Genomic DNA, 19,415 nt, shown 5'->3' on the forward strand with positions numbered 1-19,415 from the left:
CCTGAATGTCCCTATTCCCTAAGCGACTTCAAATCTTGTTAGCACGGATCCCGCCTTCGCGCGAAATCCCCGTTCACATCTATCAGGACTGCGTCGCCCCGCCCCTGCCGGAAATCTGCCCACGAATGCGCATCACGTAGCCGATAATCTCGGCAACGGCCTTGTAGTGCTCGGGGGGCACTTCCTCGTCAATTTCAACCGCATCATAGAGGGCCCGTGCCAAGGGACGGTTCTCGACAAGAGGAACCTCGTTCTGCCGGGCAACCTCACGGATACGAAGGGCCACCTCGTCGATTCCCTTGGCCACAACGGTGGGAGCATTCATCTCGTCGGAATTGTACTTCAAGGCGATGGAATAGTGGGTCGGGTTGGTGACCACGACATCTGCCGAGGGCACGGCCGCCATCATCCGTCGCTTGGCCCGTTCCATACGGATCTGGCGCAGGCGGCTCTTGACCAGGGGATCACCCTCGGACTGTTTTGTCTCGTCACGCACCTCCTGGCGCGTCATGCGCATTTCCTTGATATGCTTATAGCGCTGATAGGCAAAGTCCATCGCCGCAATGACCGTCATGACGGCAAGAACCGCCACGAGAAGACGCAGGGCTTCCGCTCTCAGGAAAACGAGGATTTCCTGGGGCTGCAGATCGCTCAGATTGATGATCTTCTGTCCTTCCGGCCAGATCACGGCCGCTATGACAACGCCGATCAGCGTGATCTTCAGGACACCCTTCAGGAATTCCATGAGCGCACGACTGCCGTAGATCTTCTTGAAACCGGAAACCAGGGACAGTTTCGACAGTTTCGGCTTCATGCTCTCGAAGGAAAAAATCAGGCCGAACTGCATGAAACCCGATGCCAGGGCCAGCAGCATCAGGACCAGGAAGGGGAGGGCCAGCGCAAGCCCTACATCCTTCACCGTGTTGTACATGAGCGTGCGTGCGGTGTCGCTCTCCACCATGAAATCATGTGGACGCTCGATGAAGGGCAACAGAGCCAATCCGATTTGGTTCACCATCCAGGGCGACATGATCCCGAGAACCAGCGCGAATCCCAGAATGATGAACCAGTGATTGACCTCCTGGGAACGCGCGACCTGCCCTTTCTCGCGCGCGTCCTGTAACCGCTTCGGGGTCGGTTCCTCGGTTTTCTGGGCGTCGTCCTTCTGTTCCTCGGCCATGGTTCGCCTTCCTGCCTAGTTTCCAATGAAGGAGATGAAGGTTTGTTCCATCTCCCCCAGAAACAGGCGCATTATGATTGGAAGGCTGAGCATCAGGACCATAAGACCCAGTACGATTTGCAATGGCAGAGCAATGAAGAAGACCTGCATCTGCGGCATGAGGCGCGACAGCAACCCCAATCCAACATAGAAGAACATGGCGACGGCAATGAAGGGCGCTGACATCTTGACCGCCAGCACGAAGGTATCCGCCACGGTCCGCGCAACCATATCGGCCATGTCGCCCACCGGGACCACCTCTCCCGGCCGCATCACGTCATAGCTCGCGACGACGGCTTCAATCGCCAGATGATGAATTTCCAGGATGAAGATCAGCAACAAGGCGGTTACGGTAAGAAAGCCGCTGGCGATCGACGCCTGCTGGGCACTGACGGGATCGTTGACCAGGGCATTCGCCATTGCGGAAGTCTGTGCCACGATCATGCCCACCACATTGAGTGCGTTGATGAAAAGACGTCCCAGAGTCCCCAGGAAGACACCGATCATGATTTCGCCCGCCAGCAGGACCAGAAGCATCATCGGCGCAGCCGGCATGGCCGGAAGCGTACCGGCCAGGACCGGACTGACAACGAGTGTCACCATGAGAGCAAGAGCCAGCCGGGTGCGCGTATTGATATAGGTCTCGCCAATTCCCGGCAGCAGGATAAAAGCCGACCCGACGCGGGCGAATACCAGCAGATAGGCAAAAACTCCCGCTGGCAGCAGTTCTTCAAGCATCTCGCTCAGCCAGACGCCACGATGTGATCAACCAGTCCTTCGGCAAACTCGGTCAAGGTGGTCAGCATGAATGGCAGGAAGAGGATGATGGAAACGAAGATGGCCAGAATCTTCGGCACGAAGGACAGGGTCATCTCCTGCATCTGCGTCAAGGCCTGAAAGAGCGCAATCACCAGCCCGACAGCCAAGGCGACCAGAAGAATCGGTCCGGAAACCTTCAGCATCACCCAGACAGCCTCCCGGGTAACCGCTATGGCTTCAGCAGACTCCATGATGAATCACCGCGCGAGTGTCAGATCGGCATGCGCAAGATGTCCTGATAGGCTTGCACAGCCTTGTCTCTTATCGACACTACAGTCTGCAGTGTCAACTCGGCCTTGCTGACCGCCATGACGACTTCGTTCATGTCGGCATTGCCCGTGGCGGCGCGAAAACTCTGTTCCTCGCCGCCCCGCATGGTCTCGACCGCCCCTTCTGTCGCTTCCTTCAGCGCCTGGGTAAAATCACCGCCTTCGCCTCCTCCGCCGGAAACCGGCGAGGTCGTGCCGCTGGTGCCGGCAGCCTTTCCGGCCACGCCCCCCAGCTGCGAATAGGCCGATACGGCTTCGTTGATACTGACCATCGTCTGTCCCTTTCAGGTCCTGTCTGTCAGCCTTCCTGGGCGTTATTGCGAGCTATCGCAGAAGGTTGATTGTCTGTTCCAGCATCCTGCGGGAACTTTGCTGTACGCGCAGATTGGCCTCGTAACTGCGCTGGGCTTCGCGCATGTCCGTCAACTCGATCAGCGAATTCACATTGGGCAGCAGCACATAGCCATCCTCATTCGCGGCGGGATGGCCGGGGTCGAAGCGCTGACCAAACTCGCTCTGATCAAGCGTGACCTTGCCCACTTCGACTGTTTCCGCGCCGATCTCGCGATTCAGCACATTCTGGAAATTGACCACCTTGCGCTGATAGGGCTCGCCCCCCGGCTCCAAAGCAGTGGAATCGGCATTGGCCAGGTTCTCGGCAATGGTGCGCAGGCGCGTGCCCTGCGCCTTCATGCCGTCAGCCGAAATGGTCAGGGTATTGAAGAGATCCATGGCTTTGTCCGTTCCCTGGTCTATCTGGATCCGCCGCCGCCGGCAGCCATCTTGTACATTTGTGTATACTTGGAATAGAGGTTGGTGACCGTTGAGTAGTGCATTTGCGTGTCCGCGATCTTGCCCAACTCATTCTCGACCACCACGGAATTGCCGGACGGCACGGTCTCATAGCGATCACGCACCTCATCCTGGCGGACTTGCTGTCCCGGCCCTAGATCACGCGTCCCGCTCATGTGCCCCGAATGCGTGGCTGTGGTCTGCATAAGCAGGTTTCGCCCCTGCAGCATGCGCTCGAAAGAGCCTTCTTTGAGATCCTGACTCACGTAACCGGGCGTATCCGCATTGGCAATGTTCTGAGAGAGAACGGATTGCCGTTGGGACAGCCAGTCCATGCGCTTTGCGAAAACGTCAAAAAGTGCGAACTTGTCGCTCATCACGCTCTTCCGGGCAGAGTACAATCGATCAACCTCAGCGTGGCACAGGACTTGTTAAGAAAGTGTAAATGCTGTTACAAACGATTCAGGCTGGAGTGCATGTAATTTGATGGCCGGAACAGGAGCTTCGCCCGCCGATGCTGTATCTGACACGAAAGATAGGTGAATCGGTCATCATTAATGACGACATCACAGTCACTGTCGTAGATATCCGTGGAAAATCCATAAAACTGGGCTTTACCTTTCCTGCTGACGCAAGTGTCCTGCGCGAAGAGATTCACGAGCGTATCCAGGCCGAGAACCGGTCCGCCGCGAATGGCAGTGCGGCCTTGAGCCTGGAAGAGGATGAAACCACCAAGGACGGTGTGGAATCCTGAACTCAGGTCTGTCCAGGAATTGCAGGCGCCTCAATACTTCCTTAACCATAAGCCTTCATCCTACCCTCCAGGAGGCGTTCTCCTCTGGATACGGAATGAAAGACTGTGATGACTCGGTCATCCTCGGATAACCCCGATTACGACCCCACCTCCAGACCGGGCGGGCAGCGAACACTGGCTGTTGCCCTGGAAGGTGAAGCCGCTGATACCACCCGCGTCGTCGCACGGGGCGAAGGTGTATTGGCGGAGCAGATCCTCTCGCTTGCCTTCAGCCACAACGTAAAGGTCCGTCAGGATGCGGCTCTGGCAGAGATCCTGGCCACTCTTGAGCCGGATAGCGAAATCCCTCCGATCGCGCTGGCAGCGGTTGCGGAAATCCTTACCCGGCTTTATCAGGCAGACAGGAGCCTTGGACAGACGGCTGCGAGTCCGTATGGGCGGACTTCCCAGGGACAGGATTGACAGGTTCAGGATTAACAGGGGCAGAACATGGATCCAGGAGACTACATACGCTTTCTGATTGCCTTGGGCGTCGTTATCGCCCTTCTTCTGGGCCTTGCATGGATCGCCCGCCGCTCGGGTCTGGCTGGACGCCTGGGCGCCCTCGCCCCATCCAGCAAGAAGGAAAAGCGGCTGAAAGTGATCGAGGCCCTGCCCCTCGATTCCAAGAAAAGGCTCGTGCTGCTGCAATGGGATCGGCGCGAGCACCTTATCCTGCTCAATCCGGGAAATGCGCCGGACCTCCTGATCGACAGCAGCAGAAGTGATGATCCGCACAAGGACAGCCAACCGGACGATGGAGATGCGTCTTGAGCGCTGCAGGGCACTGGGTGAAGAAACCCGGCCTGGTTCTGGCAATTGCCGCCGGCCTGTCCCTGTTGTTCGCGGTCGTCGGAGCGCCGGCACTTGCGCAAAGCCTGAGTCTCGACCTGGGCGGAGAGGACGGCTCCACGACCAGCCGGATCCTGCAGCTGGTTATCCTTGTCACGATCCTCAGCCTGGCGCCCTCGATCCTGGTCATGGTCACGTCGTTCACCCGGATCGTGGTGGTGCTTTCCTTCCTGCGAAGCGCACTGGGCCTGCAGCAAACGCCACCCAACATGGTCCTGGTCTCACTGGCACTCTTCCTGACCGCCTTCATCATGATGCCGACCTTCGAGCGGGTGTACGACGAGGCTGTCGTTCCCCTGATCGAAGAGGAAATCGACGAGATGACGGCGTTCGAGCGGGCCAGCGATCCCGTTCGCGACTTCATGCTGGCCCACGTCCGCGAGCGCGACCTTCAGCTCTTTGCCGACCTTTCCGAGGTCGAAGAGATCGAAGCTCCGGAAGCCACGCCTTTGCGTATCCTGATCCCGGCCTTCATGATCAGCGAACTGAGGCGTGCGTTTGAGATTGGCTTCCTGATCTTCCTGCCCTTCCTCATCATCGACATGGTCGTGGCCTCGATCCTGATGTCCATGGGCATGATGATGCTGCCGCCGGTCATGATCTCCCTGCCCTTCAAGCTGATCTTCTTCGTGCTTGTCGATGGCTGGTACCTGATCGCAGGCAGCCTGATCCAGAGCTATTGAAGCTGAGCGATTGCTGCGCCGCCTGACCGGTTACAGACCGGACTCAGCCAAATCCTGAAGCTGGTCGCTATAGCTTGTCATGTAGCTTCGGGCCTCGGCCACAGCCGAAAACTCCGCGGCGAGTGACTCGCCATCCTGCAGATCCACCTCATCCACCAACAGTGCATAGGCATCGGCGTGTTCGCTTTGCGCCATGCTTGCTTCGTAACGGGAAGCCTGTGCTGCAAGATCGTCACTGCGGCCAGCAAGGGTCAGCGCCACAGCATGGTTGAGAATGCGTCCCGACTCCTGTTCGGAAAGCGTCTCTCCCTCCTCGGGCACCGGCGGCAGAACTTGGGACAGCGTACTCGCAGCCTCATCCCATCGCTCGTTGCTCCACAATATCTCTGCCCTCAGGTCACGCGCCTGCAGCCGCTCGTCTCCGCGTAGCAGGGAAAGCGCCTCTTCCACCTGCCCCTGTTCGCTGAGCGCATGCGCACGCAGATAGACCCTTTCGCGCGACAGGTCCTGCTCCAATCCTGAAACAGCCGTTTCCTCCAAAGCCTTCAAGGCAGAGCCCGGGTCATTGTTCAGCAGGTGAATCGCGGCCAGGCGGGCACCGACGCGCGATTTGTGGGAACCGGCAAGACGGTAGTCAACCTGGTGCTGCAGCAGGTTTGCCGCGCGCTCCAGCAAATCCATGGCCACAAGCTTGTCCGCAAGCCTGGATATCAGGCGCTCACCATCCGGCCCCACAGGCATCAGCTCGCGGAACTCTTCATAGAGCGCAAGCGCACGCATCGGGGGCAAATCGTCGACGCGATCCCCCTCAACGAGGACCTCGCGGAAAATGCTGCGCATCTTCCGTGCAGCCGCCTCCACACCTGCCGTTTCCGGAAAATAGGTCACAGCCCTGCGTAGCGAGCGCAAAGCTTCGCTCGGCGCACCGCTTTCCAACTGCAGATCTGCCAGCCGTGTCAGCAGGGAAAGCTCGAAGTTGTCGCCCCGCCACGCGAAGCGCAGCCGCTCCAACTCGTTGATCGCCTCGTCATGGCCGATCTCGCCGCTCTCCAGGCGGTCGTCCAAAAGGGCCAAGCGCGCTTTTGCAGAGGCCGCACTGTTGATGCGCTCGGCTGTAACCTGCCACAGGTCACGCGCTTCTTCCCTCTCGCCGCGCAGCATTGCGATACGCCCAGCTAGGTAGTCCTGTCTCGCCCGCGAAAGGTTGTCCGTAGCATCGCTTTCTGCCCGCGCCAGATAGTCCTCCGCTTCGTCGAGACTTTCCTGGTTCACGGCCGCTTCCGCAGCCAGCTGGTAGAGGCGGACCCGCACATTCCGGGGATAGGTGTCGATGAGGGCATTGTTCTCCGCGAAGGCTCGCGCCGCCACCGGCCAATCCCGGGCTTCCGCCGCATAGACGCCCCGCCACAATGCAGCCTCGGGTACCCTTTCCAGCAGGGGAGCGCCCAGGCGTCCGGCCGCCGCCTCAAACTCGCCCCTCAGAATATTGGCGGCGGCGCGCATGACCCTGACTTCCGGGTTCGACTCGAGCAGCGGGTCCTCCTCCACCAATTGATCCAGGATACCCAGGGCTTCTGCCATCAGCCCCCGGGCAAAATAGAAACGGGCCAGATCCAGGCGCCGAAGCGTCTTGTCTCGGCCCGTGGCGGCGGCCACTCGGTCCTCGAGATGCTGGCGCGTTTCGCTATAACCCTCCCCGATCTCAACGCGCCAGGCATCAAGATCGAACAGTCTGCTGGTTCCCTTGTCCCCCGGCATCCCGGAGGGTTCATTGAGATCCACCCCGTCTGAAATATACAGGCCATCCTCCGCCCGCACCTCGACAGAGTCCGAACCAGCCTCAACACTTACGCGTTCATCAAGTGGCTGGATGACAATACCCTGCAGCGTTTCCAGAAGGATGAACTGAGGAAAATGCCTCTGCGCGGGAAAAAGCTGTCCGTCCGACATCAAGGGCGCAGCAAGCAGGCGTCCACGCTGGGCATCCTCCTGCTCGACCACCAAGCGGGCCCCGGAGGCTGCTATGGAAAGCAGCACCTCCTCACCGTCCTGCCGCCTTTCCAGAAGCGGCGCCCTGGGCCGTGTTGGGGCCTTGGGACTCAGCCGTATCCGCCATTCACGGCCTTCCCCGGTCACCTCGGCCTTCAGTGGATAAGACACGGGAACCGTCAGGATGGTCGCATCCTCCAGCTGTTCCTGCTGCACGCCAGAGAACTCAGGCGCAGTATTCCGCAAGCGTTGCGCGAAATCCTCAGGTACCTCCCGATCAAGGGCGATGACCAGCCCCTGGTCGTTCTCATAGGCAGCCAGGGCCACTTGTTCCGGCCACGTCATGACCAATTCGACTTCGTCCGGCCAGGGCGCGCGGCGTCCCGTATAAGGCCTCGTGTCCTGCAAGCGCGACTGACGTGCCACATCAAGTCCGATGGCATTTGGGTCCCTCTCGCCGTCCTGCAGGGTAGGTGCGTCGGATGCCAACGGGCCGTCCAGTTCTGGCTGATCGGTTGCTTCCATGGAAAAGGGAGAATCGGATGCCAGTCCGACACCCGGATCCGCCACATCCAGTTCCACCAGGGACTCCCGGCTGCGGCTCTGCAGCCGCGCCCCGGCCTGATGTTCCACATTCACGCGCAGCTTGTTGTCGGCTAGTGTGCTCTCAATCCCCTGTATCCGGGACAACCTGTCCAGAAGGCCTTCCTCGAACTGAAGGCGCCCCGGCTTCTCGAAATGAAGCGTGCTGCTTTCCTCGCCGCTTTCCAGACGATAGGAAACCGGATCTGCCCAGGAAAAGCGCAGGCGATCGAAAACCTCGTGGCGTTCACCATCGACGCCCACATCGGGAGGGGGCGGCGGAGGCGGAACCTCGGGGCGAAGGTCCAGGACGATACGCGACCCGCTGTAGGCACTTGCGACCTTGCGCCGATCACTCAATTCCACCTGAAACCGGCGTCCGTAATCCGAGACCACGACATCACCGAGCATGGGGCCAAGAGCTTGCCGCGCCGGTGCGAAATCCAGATTAACGGCCTGATTGAATCTCAGCAGCAGGTAACGGCCATCGGTGCGGACCTGGTGTTGGGGCGTGTCATCGAAGTCCAGGACCAAACGATAGAAGCCGGGATGAATGCCGCCGCGCACGGCAACCGCTCCGTTTTCGCTCTGGGCCAGGGCGCCAGGCGCCACCAGGCAAAGCGAAAGCAGCAGGAAGAAAAAACGCAGCACCGCACCTACTCCAGATCCCCGGCATCCTCCAGGACAACGATCTCGGTCCGGCGCCCCTGGCGGAAATTCTCGGCCGGGTTCTCTCCGGCCGCCCGGGTCAGTTCCTCGAATCGTCCGGCTCCGTGACCACGGATGATGATATCCGAACCATAGCCGGACCGCTTCAGGAAATGCGCGACCCAGGCGGCGCGTGCAAGGGAAAGTTCCCAGTTGCTGTGCGGACCGTCCTCGATCGGACGTGGGTCCGCATAGCCAACCACCTCGATCCGGTTCCGCACCCTGGCCAACAGCCCGCCAAGTGAGTAGATCGCGCGCTCCGCGCGGGGGATGGGCTCGATCGCGCCTGATTCGAACAGAAGGTCATCTGGCAGAACCACCACCAGTCGCCCGTCCTTGCGCTGGACATCGGCCGTGTCGAAGAACCTGTTGTCCGAGAATTCCGCCCGCAGCTGAGCAGCCAGGTAGTTCAGGTTCAATCCGGGCCTCAGGCGGGCCGTCTCCACATCCTTTTTCTGGTCGGGCGAGACAAGGGGGTCCTCTTTGAGCGTCTCGACCTGGCCCAGGAAATTGCTGCGCAAGGCTTCCCAGTCGCGATCCTCCAGCGTCATCATGGCAAACATCATGACGAAAAAGGCAAGCAGCAGCGCCACGAGATCCGTAAAGGTAACAAGCCAGGCCCCGGAAGCCTTGCCGCCCCCTTTGGGAGCCGCAGGGGCCATGCCCCCCGAAGGCACCGGCGCAAAGGGTATGTAGGGGGACGATTCTGGCTTGTCCGTGCCTTTCCCCTCTGTCCGGCTCATGGATTCAGCTCCGCCGGCTGATCGGGTTCACCCTCACCCCCCCAGAGGCGCACCACTATGCGGACCTTCCCCGCCTTCTCCGGCAGCAGGCCGCCGGAAATCCTGTCAGCGGCCAGGTCACGGTCCAGGAAGGAACGTACAAGCGCACCGGCGCGCAGGAACACGGGGCTTTGTCCTTGGCTGTCCAGTAGTCTCTCCATGGCCTGCGGATCGAAGCCGTTCAGTAGCTCCAGGTCATAATCCGCATTCCAGTCCTGTCGCCTGCTGAGTTCCACTGCCACGCGATCGATCAGGCGCTCCGCCCGTCCGTTCAATTGCGTGCTGTCGCGCAGGAAAAGCTCATTGGCCGGCATTTCCAGCCGCAATTCGCCCAGCGCGGGATCTACCTCCATGGAGGCCTTCGGCAAATAGGAACGAAACAGGCGGCTCAGTTCGCTCAAGGCCGGCGCGCCGCCCTGCTGGATGCCATCTGCGCCCGGCAGGGGGTTGATGGTACGATTGACCTCGACCCGGCCCTCGAAGGTCTTGTTGACGCTATCGACGACCTTCTTGACCTTCTCGTTCTCGAACTGCGCCAGGACGGTCAGCAGGATGAAGAACGCCAGCAGAAGCAGCTTCAGGCTGAGCAGCGCCATCAGGCTGCTTGTACTGGACCCTCCCCCCTGTCGCTGAATGCCTGGCGCCGGCTGCATGATGTGCCTCAGTCGAAGCTGGCAAGCAACGCGTCGATATCGTCCTGGCTGATGGCATCCTCTGAAGATTGCGGGCCGTTCATCAGTTCAGCGTCCGCCGCACCTGAAGTCTCGTTCGCTTTCCGCTCACGGGCCGATCGTTCACCCGGCTCGCCAAAGGTTTCCAGCAGGGCGTTAACCTTTTCCTCGATATGAGTCAGGCAGTGAATGACCTTGGTGATGCGCTGGCCGGTGATATCCTGGAATCCGCAAGCCTCGTAGACCTGGGTCACGGAGTCGGTCAGTCGCTGCGCCACCTCCGGAGGCAGGGTCTCGGCTTCCTTTTCGATGGCCTCCACCGATTCCATGATCGAATTGGTGGCCTGTTCCGTAGCGCCGACAATGGCTTCCAGCTCTTCGCCGGCGGCCGGAATATGCTCGTCGGTGATCTCGTCGGGCCGCAGCGAGGCGATTTCCTGACGGGCGGAGTGAATATAGCGCGAAAGGGCCTCGATCTCGCCATAGACCTTCAGATTGACGCTCGACAGGTCGCCCTGGGCCGTATTTATGATCCCTTCGACGATATTCACCAGATCATCGGGATCTATGTCCTTGTAGCGGCTGACCAGTGCTTCAAGGCGCTGCTCGTGTCCGTTGGTTTCGGCTTGATCCGTCATGTTTCATGACCTTTAGAAAGCGCCAAGAACAGCCTGCAGCTTGTTCTTCAGCGTCGCGGCATTGAACGGCTTGACGATGTAGTTGGTCACCCCGGCCTGCTTGGCGGCGACCACGTTCTCGCTCTTGCTTTCCGCCGTGATCATGACGAAAGGCAGATCCTTCAGCTTGGTATCTGTCCGGACTTCCTTCAGAAGCTGCAAGCCGCTCATGGGCTCCATGTTCCAGTCCGATATGACAAGCTGATAGGGTTTGTCGCGTAGTTTCTGAAGGGCCTGGGCGCCATCCGTCGCCTCGTCAACATTGTTGAAACCAAGCTGCTTCAGCAGGTTGCGAATGATCCTGAGCATCGTCTTGTAATCGTCAACGATGAGGATCTGCATATCCATGTCCACACCTGCCATCTCTCGTACTCCGTCTTGTTCTCGCGTGTTCCGGTTTTTATCCAGGGCAGCAATTCGCGCCTAGTCTCAAACTAGCCACAGCTTCTTAACGTTGGGTAAAGCCAAGAAAATTTCGTGAACTCAGCCTGATTATTCGCCAATGACCGGCATGTCCTGCCGCTCGGCCATGCGAACGGTAATCTGCTGGGCGCGGTCGGGGCGCATCTCGGCCAGGATGGGTGCGGTGATGCGTTCCTTCATGCGGGTCACCACCGCCAGCAGGACCTCCATGTCCAGCTGCTCGAAGATACGCGCGGCATCCTTGGGCTTCATTTTCTCATAGATGGCAACCAGGTTATCCAGCTTCTGCTGTTCCTCGTCGTCATGCTGGCCCAGCAGCGCTTCCACCTTGCCCTGCATCTCCTCCAAGTGCGCGATCTTCTCCTCCACACGCGTTTCCGCGGCCTTCAGAAGCGCTTCCTTCTCCTCCAGGGTCTTTTCACGCTGATCCAGTTCCTGTCGACGGCCGGCCAGCGACTGCAGCAGTTCGATCTCGGTCTCCGTCATGGAAAAGGGATCAACCTCCGTCAGGTCCTTGGCCGCGTCGGAAGCCTGTTCTTCCCCGGTGACATCCACGTCTGCGGCATCCGCCAACAGGGCGTCGGCAGCGCCCTCCCCCTCGGTTTCAGCCTGGGGCGCGCCCGCCTCATCGGCGTCAGCTTCTTCTTGCCCGGCCTGTGCCGGCTGCTCTTCCTGGGCCGCAACTTCCACGCCCTGCCAGACATCGAACACCCGGAAGCCAAGGGTAAGGGAAGCCAGGAATATCACCAGCGGCAACAACCGTAGGCGTGGCGCACGCTTGAGCTGGACGCTGCTGTCGTTCTGCGCTGTCGTCATCGTATACCATCCAAAGTCTTGAGCAGTTCACGCGCCTCCGGGGAAACGGAATCCGACGCCTTGCGCGTCTCATTCTGGTCCTGCGCAGTCCCGCCCGTTGCCTTGCGCTCCTTGGGCGCGGCCTTGCGGCCGGAGGACGGCTTTTCCGCAGCTTGAGGCGTAGCGGCAAGTCCCTTCGAGACGGAATTTTCCAGGCGGTCGGCAACCGAGGTTCCCTTCTCCACCAGGAAAACCAGATCGTCGGCAAGGCTGCGTGCTTCCGAGGCGCGCCCCTCGACGGCGCTGACCTGCTTTTCCAGGTCACTGCCCAGGGTCTGCGAGCGGGACTGCAGGCTGGCAATGCCCTTCTCGGCATCCTGGGTGGCCTGGGCGAATTCGCCCACCATGCCCTGCATTTCCTCGCGCAGATTGCGGAACTGGTTGAGCTTCCGGTTCAGCATGATGGCGTAACCAATTGTCACCAGTAGCAAGATGGCCAACAGGCCATCGATCATAAGTTCTATGGCCATCACTCGATCTCCCCCGGGCCGCGGATCAGCTTGTCCGATATTCTCGCGGCGATATAGCCGTTGCGGCGCCCCATCTGTCCCTTGAACATGTCGACATCCCCGCAACGCAGGGTGACCTTGGAATTGGGTGTCTTGTTGAGAGGGATCTGGTCGCCGACCTTCAGGTTCAGGATGTCATTGAGGGGCATTTCCATCTGCTCAAGCACGGCATCGATTGCCACCTCGGTATGCCAGAGCTCGCTGCTCAGGTGAGTTTCCCAGATGGAGTCCCGACCGAACTTCTCGCCCATGAACATCTGCAGCAGCAGTTCGCGGACCGGCTCCAGCGTGGCATAGGGCAGGACAAGCTCGACGCGGCCGCCGCGATCCTCCATGTCGATGCGAAGGCGCGTATTGATCGCCGCATTGGCATTGCGCGCAATGGCGGCAAAGCGCGGATTGGTCTCAAGACGCTCGAAGCGGAAGGTGACCGGAGACAAAGGGTCGAAGGCCGCCGACAAATCCATCAGGATCACGTTCATCAGCCGCGTGATCAGATTGCGCTCGATGGTCGTGTAGGGGCGCCCCTCGATCCGCATGGCCGCGGTCCCCCGCCGCCCGCCCAGAAGGACGTCCACGATGGAATAGATCAGGTTGCTGTCGACGATCATCAGGCCGTAGTTGTCCCATTCCTCGGCCTTGAAGACTGCCAGCATGGCCGGCAGCGGAATGGAGTTCAGGTAGTCGCCGAAACGCTGCGAGCTGATGTTGTCCAGGCTGACCTCGACATTGTCCGAGGTGAAGTTGCGCAAGGATGTGGACATCATGCGCACCAGGCGGTCGAAGACCACCTCCAGCATGGGCAGGCGCTCATAGGACACGCGCGTGGAATTGACGATGGCATTGATGCCCTCGTTGTCACCTCCGGCACCGTCTTCGTCGAAACCCAGCAGGCTGTCGATCTCGCTCTGGTCCAGCACCCGCTCGGAGGAACCGCCCATGTCATCGGACTCGTCCATGTCGTCCGAGTCCGCCATGGCCTCCCATTCGGCCATCAGGGCATCGTAGTCCTCGTCGGTCTCGGCGTCGGGGGTCTCCGTGTTTTCGGTCATGTCGCTCATTGGACTGCCACCGCTTCCGGTTCGTTACTGGACCAAGATCTGGCGGAAGAGAACGTCCGTGATTTCAGGTTCTTCCACCGTGGTGTTGGCACGCATCAGCAGCTCTTCGCGCAGGCGCTGCATGCCTGAGGAGCCCTCAAGGTCATCGACCCGCAGCTCCCTCAGATAGACCTGGAAGCTGTCGATGATCCGCGGCTGCACCTTTTCCAGTTCCGCCAGGCCCGCCGGATTCTTCAGTTCCAGGGAGATCGAAAGCTTCAGGTAGTTGGAGCCGTTGCCACTGGAATTGAGGTTCACCAGCATGTCGGGAAGCTCATAGAAAACCTCGACCTCTTCGACCTGCGCACCTTCCTTCTCGCCCGCTTCGACGGACACCAGCAACTTGTCCAGCATTCCGGTGAAATACATCGCGGCGGCAGCCCCACCCAGGATCAGCAGGGGAAGAAGGATGAAGAGAACGAGCTTCTTTCCGCTCATCCCGGATTTCCGGGGCAGAACCTCGACTTCCTGGTCCCCATCGTCCGGATTTGCTACTGCATCGGCCATTCTGGTCGCTTTCCAACTTCATTCTGTTTGCAAGGGCTCGCCCAAGTTAACGGACGATGGTTAACAAGTCGTTTCCCCCACAGAGGAAGTTGGGAAACAGGGCAATCGACCCTGATAAGAAGTTCGGGTGCGGCAGCTTTTGCCCGCCCGGCGCAAGGATTGCCGTCACACCCAATCGGCAGCACCACGACCAGCCACCCCAGTCTACTGTTTTTCTTCGGATTTTTGAGTTGGCACGCTTCCTGCTTCTGTCCTGGCGCAAGAAGCTCGCAAAAGAGCTCGGCACATGAAAAGGACAGACGAACCATGGAAAGCCCAAGTTACATAGCCCTGTCACGCATGACCGGCCTGCGCCGGGAAATGGATGTCGTGACCAACAACCTGGCAAACATGAACACGCCCGGTTTCCAGCGGGAATCGATGATGTTCGCGGAATACCTGGCCGACACGAAGGACATGCGTGCGGGCATCTTCCGCAAGATCAGCATGGTCCAGGACCTGGCCAGCGTCCGCGACTTGAGCGAGGGACCGATGGTCAACACGGACAATCCGCTGGACATCGCGATATCCGGCAACGGCTACTTCACGATCGAGACCGAGGACGGCCCGCGCTATACCCGCAAGGGCAATTTCACGCTGGACAACAACGGCCAAATCGTGACTGCCGCAGGCGATCCGCTGCTGGGTGCAGACGGCGCCCCGATTGTCCTGCCGCCAGAGGCCTCGGACATCGTGATCAACAAGGACGGCACCATCGCCGTACGCGATCCGGCGGACCCAATGGCCGAGAATCCCATCGGCCAGGTTGGCGTCGTGCAGTTCGAGGAAGAATACGAGCTGAAGCGCGAGGCCGGCAGCCTGCTGAATGCCGAAGACCAGGATCCGGTCGAGGCCGAGGACGTCTCCGTTCTGCAGGGCATGCTGGAGGGCTCGAACGTCCAGGGCGTGGTCGAGATGACCCGCATGATCGAAACCCAGAGAAGTTATCAGTCCGTCAAGAACATGATGGACAAGGAGGACGAGCGCCAGCGCCAGGCAATTCAGATCCTCGGATCCTTCGGAGGCCAGGCATGACCCTGGGCAAGATTGTCCCTCTCACCATGATTGTCCTGCACACCACAGGAAAGGATTTCTGACCATGCGCTCTCTCAGCATCGGCGCAACCGGCATGCTTGCGCAGCAGACGAATGTCGACGTCATCTCCAACAACATCGCCAACATGAACACCACCGGATTCAAGCGTGGCCGGGCCGAGTTCAACGACCTGCTCTACCAGGACCTGCGCCGCGTGGGCTCCGCCTCGTCCGATACCGGCACGATCGTGCCGTCGGGCGTGCAGATCGGCCTGGGCGTACGCACGGCCGCCGTCTATCGCATTCACGAACAGGGCAACCTGGAAATCACGGACAACAGCCTGGACCTGGCGGTGAACGGACGCGGATACTTCCAGGTTGAGCAGCCCAACGGAGAAACGGCCTACACCCGGGCCGGTTCCTTCCAGCTCAGCCCCGACGGCGACATCGTCACGCCGGACGGTTTCATGGTGGAGCCGGGAATCAACATCCCTGCGGAATCCACGGCCATCTCCATCAACGAGAATGGCGAGGTCTGGGTCAAGCTGGACGGCCAGGTCGCACCCCAGCAGGTGGGTCAGCTGGAACTGGCTGTCTTCCCCAATGACGCGGGCCTGGAAGCCATGGGCCAGAACCTCTTTGTGGAAACCCCAGCTTCCGGTGCCCCCCAGGTGGCCGCTCCGGGCGAAGAGGGCTTCGGCTCCATGGTGCAGGGTGCTCTTGAAACCTCGAACGTGGATGCGGTGCAGGAGATCACGAACCTGATCACTGCCCAGCGTGCCTACGAGATGAATTCCAAGAGCATCCAGGCGTCCGACGAGATGCTGCGCAGCGTCACCCAGCTGCGTTAGGCGGAAAGGATCGCATCATGAAAAGCACACTGATGAAAACCCTGCTGACGGCCGGCTTCCTGTCCGCCGCCAGCCTCTCCCCCGCCCTGCCCACCCCGGCACTGGCAGATTCTGCCCAGGCGACCGAGCAGATCATCTCGCTCAACCGCTCCATTGTGGTCGAGGAAGAATTCGTCCGCCTGGGTCATATCTTCAGTGGTCTGGAGGCACAGGCAGACACCCCCATTGGCCGCGCGCCCAAGGCGGGCACCAGGGTCCAGCTCGAGGCGCGCTGGCTGGCAACGCTGGCCCGCAACTACGGGGTGGACTGGTCTCCCAGCTCGCACCTGGAATATGCCGAGGTCGAGCGTGCCAGCATCCGGCTGGAACGCGGCGAACTGCTCGCCATGATCGAGGCGGCCTTTCAGGACCGCGGTGAGGAGGGCGAATTGGAGATCTCCCTGGAAGAACCCCAGGATACTCTTCATATCCCCCGGGTCGACGGCGCCGAAGCCGGCATCGTTGGTCTGGAGCGCAGTGAAGAGAGCAATCGCTTCGCAGCGCGCCTGGTCTATCCCGACAATGGTTCGCCCCTGGTACGCCTGGAGCTTCGCGGGCGCGCCTACGAACTGGTCGAGGTGCCGGTGGTGAACAAGCGGGTCAGCCGGAACGACATCATCGCGGAAAGCGATATCGTCTGGGAATCCCGCCGGATCGATCGGCTGCACAGGGACACGGTAACCGATGCCCAGCGCATGATCGGCAAGAGCCCGCGCCGCACCCTGCGTGCCGGTTCGAGCCTGCGGGGCAATGACCTGGCTGAACCGATCCTGGTGGCAAAGAACAGCGGTGTCACCATCCGTTACCGCAACGCCAACATGCACCTGACCGTTTCGGGCCGTGCGTTGGAGGAAGGGACCGATGGCGCTGTCATCCGCGTGATGAACACCAAGTCGAACCAGGTCATCGAAGCCGTCGTCGAGGATACGGGCCTGGTGTCCGTTGGCGGTCACAACACGGCCATGCTGAACTGAGCGGCCAAAGGAACAGAGATCATGACAGAGATCAGGAACACCCACTTCACCCGCCTCGCCGGCAAGCTGGCGCTCGCAACCCTCCTGGGCCTGGCCCTGGCCGGCTGCAATGCAGGCGAACGTCTCTCGCGCATCGGCAAGGCTCCGGACATGAGCGAACTGGACCTGCCCGTGGACCCCAAGGCAACCCAGCAGGCTGCTCTTTCGGATCCGCGGGCCCAGGACATGAACCAGCCACAGAATGCCAATTCCCTGTGGAAGAGCGGCGGCCGCACCTTCTTCGATGACCAGCGGGCCAGCGAAAAGGGCGACATCATCACCGTCGTCATCCAGATGAACGACTCGGCCGAGATGAACAACACCACGAACCGCAGCCGCAACAGCGACGAGAATTCATCCCTGAATTCCTTCCTGGGCTATGAAACCCGTTTGCGGAACGTCCTTCCCAATGCCGTGGATCCAGGCAACCTCGTCTCGGCGGGCAGTACCTCGGATGCCGGCGGTACGGGAAACATCGCACGCGATGAAGAGATTGACCTGCGCATCGCGGCGTTGGTGACCGACGTTCTGCCCAACGGCAACCTGGTGATCGCCGGTCGTCAGGAAACACGAGTGAACTTCGAACTGCGTGAGCTTCAGATCGCCGGAATCATCCGCCCTGCGGACATCTCCAACCTGAACGAGATCAACTACGACAAGATCGCCGAGGCGCGCGTGTCCTATGGCGGCCGCGGAGAACTCTCCGACGTGCAGCAGCCACGCTACGGCCAGCAGGTCTTCGACATCATCTGGCCCTTCTAAGCGCCAGCCACCCAACCCTTCCAGGCGTCTGTCCCGAGCTTGGAAAACTTCAGGGCCGGTTCGAAAGAACCGGCCCTTTTTTCTGAGGAGCGAGTCCCTTTAAGACGCCGCCTTGCGGCGACTGCTCAGTCTGATAAGGGCACGTCTCGCAAGCCTGTCCTGAGTTTATCGAAGAGGGGTCTTATGCGCCGACGTCGGTCATTTGCAACTTTTTCAGGCTCAACCGTTTCTACCAAGGCACTTCGAGGGGCTGCTACGCAGCCCACCTCAGTGTGAGGTGGTTTAGTGAGTTGAAATTAAATAAAAAACCTCGTCCTTGTCTGTCGGCGATTTGTTATCAGGATAGGGGGCGGGTCGGAGATCGCTCTCGTCCTCGAACCTGAAGTTCGTACCTCAGCAAGGATCCCGACCCGCCTGATCAAAAGTGAACCCGAACGGTTGCCAGAGCCCGGCCTTGCACCGGAGCTCCCATCGACAAGGAAGGGTCCGTGATCATGATAGCAACATCCATCGCCGGAATCGATATCGCCAAGCATCACCTGGATGTCCATCTCCTGCCGAGCGGCAAGCGGCGGCGCTTTCCTGCGAACAAGCTGCCCCAGTTGGTGGCCTGGCTGCAGCAGTGCGCGGTGGAGCTGGCCGTGGCCGAGGCTACGGGCGGTTTCGAGGTTGAGTTGATCGAGGCCTGCCAGGATGCCGGCCTGGCGCTGGCCGTGGCCAATCCTCGCCATATCCGCCATTTTGCCCGCGGCATGGGCCTGTTGGCCAAAACCGACCGCCTGGATGCACGGGTGCTCGCGCTCTATGGCGAGCGCGTGCAGCCGCAGCCAACAGCGCCACTGTCGGCTGACCGGCGGCGCCTGGTCGCCCTGCTGCGCCGGCGGCGCCAGCTGACGGCCATGCGGACGGCCGAACAGCAGCGCTGGCACCAGGAGCGTGAGGCCGACCTGAAGGAGGAGCTGGAGCAGACCATTGCCCAGCTGACCGCCCGGGTCCGCACGCTTGAGGCCCACATCACCCGGCATATCCGGCAGAGCCCTGAGCTTGCTGCCGACGCTCAACGCCTCAGCAGTATTCCCGGGATCGGCCCGGTGCTGACGGCCACGCTGCTGGCCGGCATGCCCGAGTTGGGCCAGGCCTCGCGCCGCCAGGTCGCCACCCTGGCTGGTTTGGCTCCCCATGCCTGGGACACCGGCACCCTGCGCGGCCAGCGCCGCATCTGGGGCGGGCGGCAGATTGTGCGCAACGCGCTCTACATGGGGGCTGTGGCCGCCGTTCGAGGCGACAACGCCATGCGGCGGCGCTACCTCAGGCTCAAGGAGAACGGAAAGTCCGGCAAGGCCGCCCTGGTCGCCGTCATGCGCCATATGGTGATCGTCGCAAACGCCATGCTCCGGGATGGAACCAACTATCAGCCAGTGTGATAAAACACGGTTGCTGAGGTGCG

24 protein-coding genes are annotated in these 19,415 nt (G+C 60.6%); 9 read left to right on the plus strand and 15 right to left on the minus strand.

Annotation, left to right across the window (positions count from 1 at the left end; all coding sequences use genetic code 11):
• Window positions 1-82: 82 nt before the first annotated feature.
• Genes flhB through flgB form a run of 6 tightly spaced genes read right to left on the minus strand, consistent with a single transcriptional unit; the run spans window position 83 to window position 3,476 of the window.
• Window positions 83-1,180, minus strand: a complete 1,098-nt coding sequence (flhB, locus tag BP38_RS0102930; protein ID WP_026986503.1) for a flagellar biosynthesis protein FlhB — start codon at window positions 1,178-1,180, stop codon at window positions 83-85.
• Window positions 1,181-1,195: 15 nt separating this feature from the next.
• The gene (gene fliR, locus BP38_RS0102935) at window positions 1,196-1,957 is read right to left on the minus strand and encodes a flagellar biosynthetic protein FliR (RefSeq protein WP_026986504.1); all 762 of its coding nucleotides are present in this window, start codon (window positions 1,955-1,957) and stop codon (window positions 1,196-1,198) included.
• A 5-nt stretch (window positions 1,958-1,962) separates the two neighbouring features.
• Complete coding sequence (fliQ, locus tag BP38_RS0102940) at window positions 1,963-2,229, minus strand: flagellar biosynthesis protein FliQ (RefSeq protein ID WP_026986505.1); 267 nt, start codon at window positions 2,227-2,229, stop codon at window positions 1,963-1,965.
• A gap of 20 nt (window positions 2,230-2,249) precedes the next feature.
• Window positions 2,250-2,579 (minus strand): flagellar hook-basal body complex protein FliE, encoded by a 330-nt coding sequence (fliE, locus tag BP38_RS0102945; RefSeq protein WP_026986506.1) that lies wholly within the window; start codon window positions 2,577-2,579, stop codon window positions 2,250-2,252.
• Window positions 2,580-2,631: 52 nt separating this feature from the next.
• A complete protein-coding gene (flgC, locus tag BP38_RS0102950; RefSeq protein ID WP_026986507.1) occupies window positions 2,632-3,039 on the minus strand; it encodes a flagellar basal body rod protein FlgC in 408 nt (135 codons plus the stop codon).
• 20 nt (window positions 3,040-3,059) lie between these two features.
• Window positions 3,060-3,476, minus strand: a complete 417-nt coding sequence (flgB, locus tag BP38_RS18695; RefSeq protein ID WP_051608890.1) for a flagellar basal body rod protein FlgB — start codon at window positions 3,474-3,476, stop codon at window positions 3,060-3,062.
• A 137-nt stretch (window positions 3,477-3,613) separates the two neighbouring features.
• Between flgB and csrA the strand changes: the two genes are divergently transcribed.
• The 4 genes from csrA (at window position 3,614) to fliP (ending at window position 5,427) form a co-directional block, all read left to right on the plus strand.
• Entirely contained in the window at window positions 3,614-3,853 is a 240-nt protein-coding gene (gene csrA / locus BP38_RS0102960) for a carbon storage regulator CsrA (RefSeq protein ID WP_026986509.1), read from the plus strand.
• A 108-nt stretch (window positions 3,854-3,961) separates the two neighbouring features.
• Window positions 3,962-4,315 (plus strand): EscU/YscU/HrcU family type III secretion system export apparatus switch protein, encoded by a 354-nt coding sequence (locus BP38_RS18700; RefSeq protein ID WP_051608891.1) that lies wholly within the window; start codon window positions 3,962-3,964, stop codon window positions 4,313-4,315.
• A gap of 27 nt (window positions 4,316-4,342) precedes the next feature.
• Window positions 4,343-4,666, plus strand: coding sequence for a FliO/MopB family protein (locus tag BP38_RS18705; protein ID WP_051608892.1), 324 nt, complete (start codon window positions 4,343-4,345; stop codon window positions 4,664-4,666).
• Complete coding sequence (gene fliP, locus BP38_RS0102975) at window positions 4,663-5,427, plus strand: flagellar type III secretion system pore protein FliP (protein ID WP_051608893.1); 765 nt, start codon at window positions 4,663-4,665, stop codon at window positions 5,425-5,427. The genes BP38_RS18705 and fliP overlap by 4 nt, the downstream gene beginning before the upstream one ends.
• A 30-nt stretch (window positions 5,428-5,457) precedes the next feature.
• Here the strand turns inward: fliP and BP38_RS0102980 are convergent, their stop codons facing one another.
• The 9 genes from BP38_RS0102980 to BP38_RS0103020 all read right to left on the minus strand — a co-directional run bounded on the left by BP38_RS0102980 (window position 5,458) and on the right by BP38_RS0103020 (window position 14,230).
• Window positions 5,458-8,649 carry a tetratricopeptide repeat protein gene (locus tag BP38_RS0102980; RefSeq protein ID WP_026986511.1) on the minus strand — a complete coding sequence of 1,064 codons (3,192 nt, stop codon included), beginning with the start codon at window positions 8,647-8,649 and terminating at the stop codon, window positions 5,458-5,460.
• A 5-nt stretch (window positions 8,650-8,654) separates the two neighbouring features.
• A complete protein-coding gene (locus BP38_RS0102985) occupies window positions 8,655-9,449 on the minus strand; it encodes an OmpA/MotB family protein (protein WP_026986512.1) in 795 nt (264 codons plus the stop codon).
• Window positions 9,446-10,141, minus strand: a complete 696-nt coding sequence (locus tag BP38_RS0102990; protein WP_155992159.1) for a hypothetical protein — start codon at window positions 10,139-10,141, stop codon at window positions 9,446-9,448. The genes BP38_RS0102985 and BP38_RS0102990 overlap by 4 nt, the downstream gene beginning before the upstream one ends.
• Before the next feature lie 8 nt (window positions 10,142-10,149).
• Window positions 10,150-10,797 carry a protein phosphatase CheZ gene (locus tag BP38_RS0102995; protein WP_026986514.1) on the minus strand — a complete coding sequence of 216 codons (648 nt, stop codon included), beginning with the start codon at window positions 10,795-10,797 and terminating at the stop codon, window positions 10,150-10,152.
• Window positions 10,798-10,809: 12 nt separating this feature from the next.
• Window positions 10,810-11,199, minus strand: coding sequence for a response regulator (locus BP38_RS0103000; RefSeq protein ID WP_026986515.1), 390 nt, complete (start codon window positions 11,197-11,199; stop codon window positions 10,810-10,812).
• A gap of 129 nt (window positions 11,200-11,328) precedes the next feature.
• Window positions 11,329-12,075: a MotE family protein gene (locus tag BP38_RS18710; RefSeq protein WP_051608894.1), complete on the minus strand. Its 747-nt coding sequence runs from the start codon at window positions 12,073-12,075 to the stop codon at window positions 11,329-11,331.
• On the minus strand, window positions 12,072-12,584 hold the full coding sequence (locus tag BP38_RS0103010) for a DUF6468 domain-containing protein (RefSeq protein WP_026986516.1): 513 nt from the start codon (window positions 12,582-12,584) through the stop codon (window positions 12,072-12,074). The genes BP38_RS18710 and BP38_RS0103010 overlap by 4 nt, the downstream gene beginning before the upstream one ends.
• Complete coding sequence (gene fliM / locus BP38_RS0103015; RefSeq protein WP_081816426.1) at window positions 12,584-13,675, minus strand: flagellar motor switch protein FliM; 1,092 nt, start codon at window positions 13,673-13,675, stop codon at window positions 12,584-12,586. The genes BP38_RS0103010 and fliM overlap by 1 nt, the downstream gene beginning before the upstream one ends.
• Before the next feature lie 33 nt (window positions 13,676-13,708).
• Entirely contained in the window at window positions 13,709-14,230 is a 522-nt protein-coding gene (locus BP38_RS0103020) for a flagellar basal body-associated FliL family protein (RefSeq protein ID WP_026986518.1), read from the minus strand.
• A gap of 306 nt (window positions 14,231-14,536) precedes the next feature.
• Here BP38_RS0103020 and flgF point away from each other — a divergent pair, with 306 nt between their 5' ends.
• The 5 genes from flgF (at window position 14,537) to BP38_RS0103050 (ending at window position 19,392) form a co-directional block, all read left to right on the plus strand.
• Window positions 14,537-15,304, plus strand: coding sequence for a flagellar basal-body rod protein FlgF (flgF, locus tag BP38_RS0103030; protein ID WP_026986520.1), 768 nt, complete (start codon window positions 14,537-14,539; stop codon window positions 15,302-15,304).
• A gap of 64 nt (window positions 15,305-15,368) precedes the next feature.
• Complete coding sequence (flgG, locus tag BP38_RS0103035; protein WP_026986521.1) at window positions 15,369-16,154, plus strand: flagellar basal-body rod protein FlgG; 786 nt, start codon at window positions 15,369-15,371, stop codon at window positions 16,152-16,154.
• Between the two features lie 17 nt (window positions 16,155-16,171).
• Complete coding sequence (flgA, locus tag BP38_RS0103040; protein ID WP_026986522.1) at window positions 16,172-17,167, plus strand: flagellar basal body P-ring formation chaperone FlgA; 996 nt, start codon at window positions 16,172-16,174, stop codon at window positions 17,165-17,167.
• Window positions 17,168-17,188: 21 nt separating this feature from the next.
• Entirely contained in the window at window positions 17,189-17,968 is a 780-nt protein-coding gene (gene flgH / locus BP38_RS0103045; protein ID WP_035723193.1) for a flagellar basal body L-ring protein FlgH, read from the plus strand.
• Window positions 17,969-18,462: 494 nt separating this feature from the next.
• Window positions 18,463-19,392 carry an IS110 family RNA-guided transposase gene (locus tag BP38_RS0103050; protein ID WP_035723195.1) on the plus strand — a complete coding sequence of 310 codons (930 nt, stop codon included), beginning with the start codon at window positions 18,463-18,465 and terminating at the stop codon, window positions 19,390-19,392.
• Window positions 19,393-19,415: the final 23 nt, after the last annotated feature.

Origin of the sequence: Fodinicurvata fenggangensis DSM 21160 (assembly GCF_000686045.1) — a bacterium.
Taxonomy (GTDB): domain Bacteria; phylum Pseudomonadota; class Alphaproteobacteria; order Kiloniellales; family DSM-21159; genus Fodinicurvata; species Fodinicurvata fenggangensis.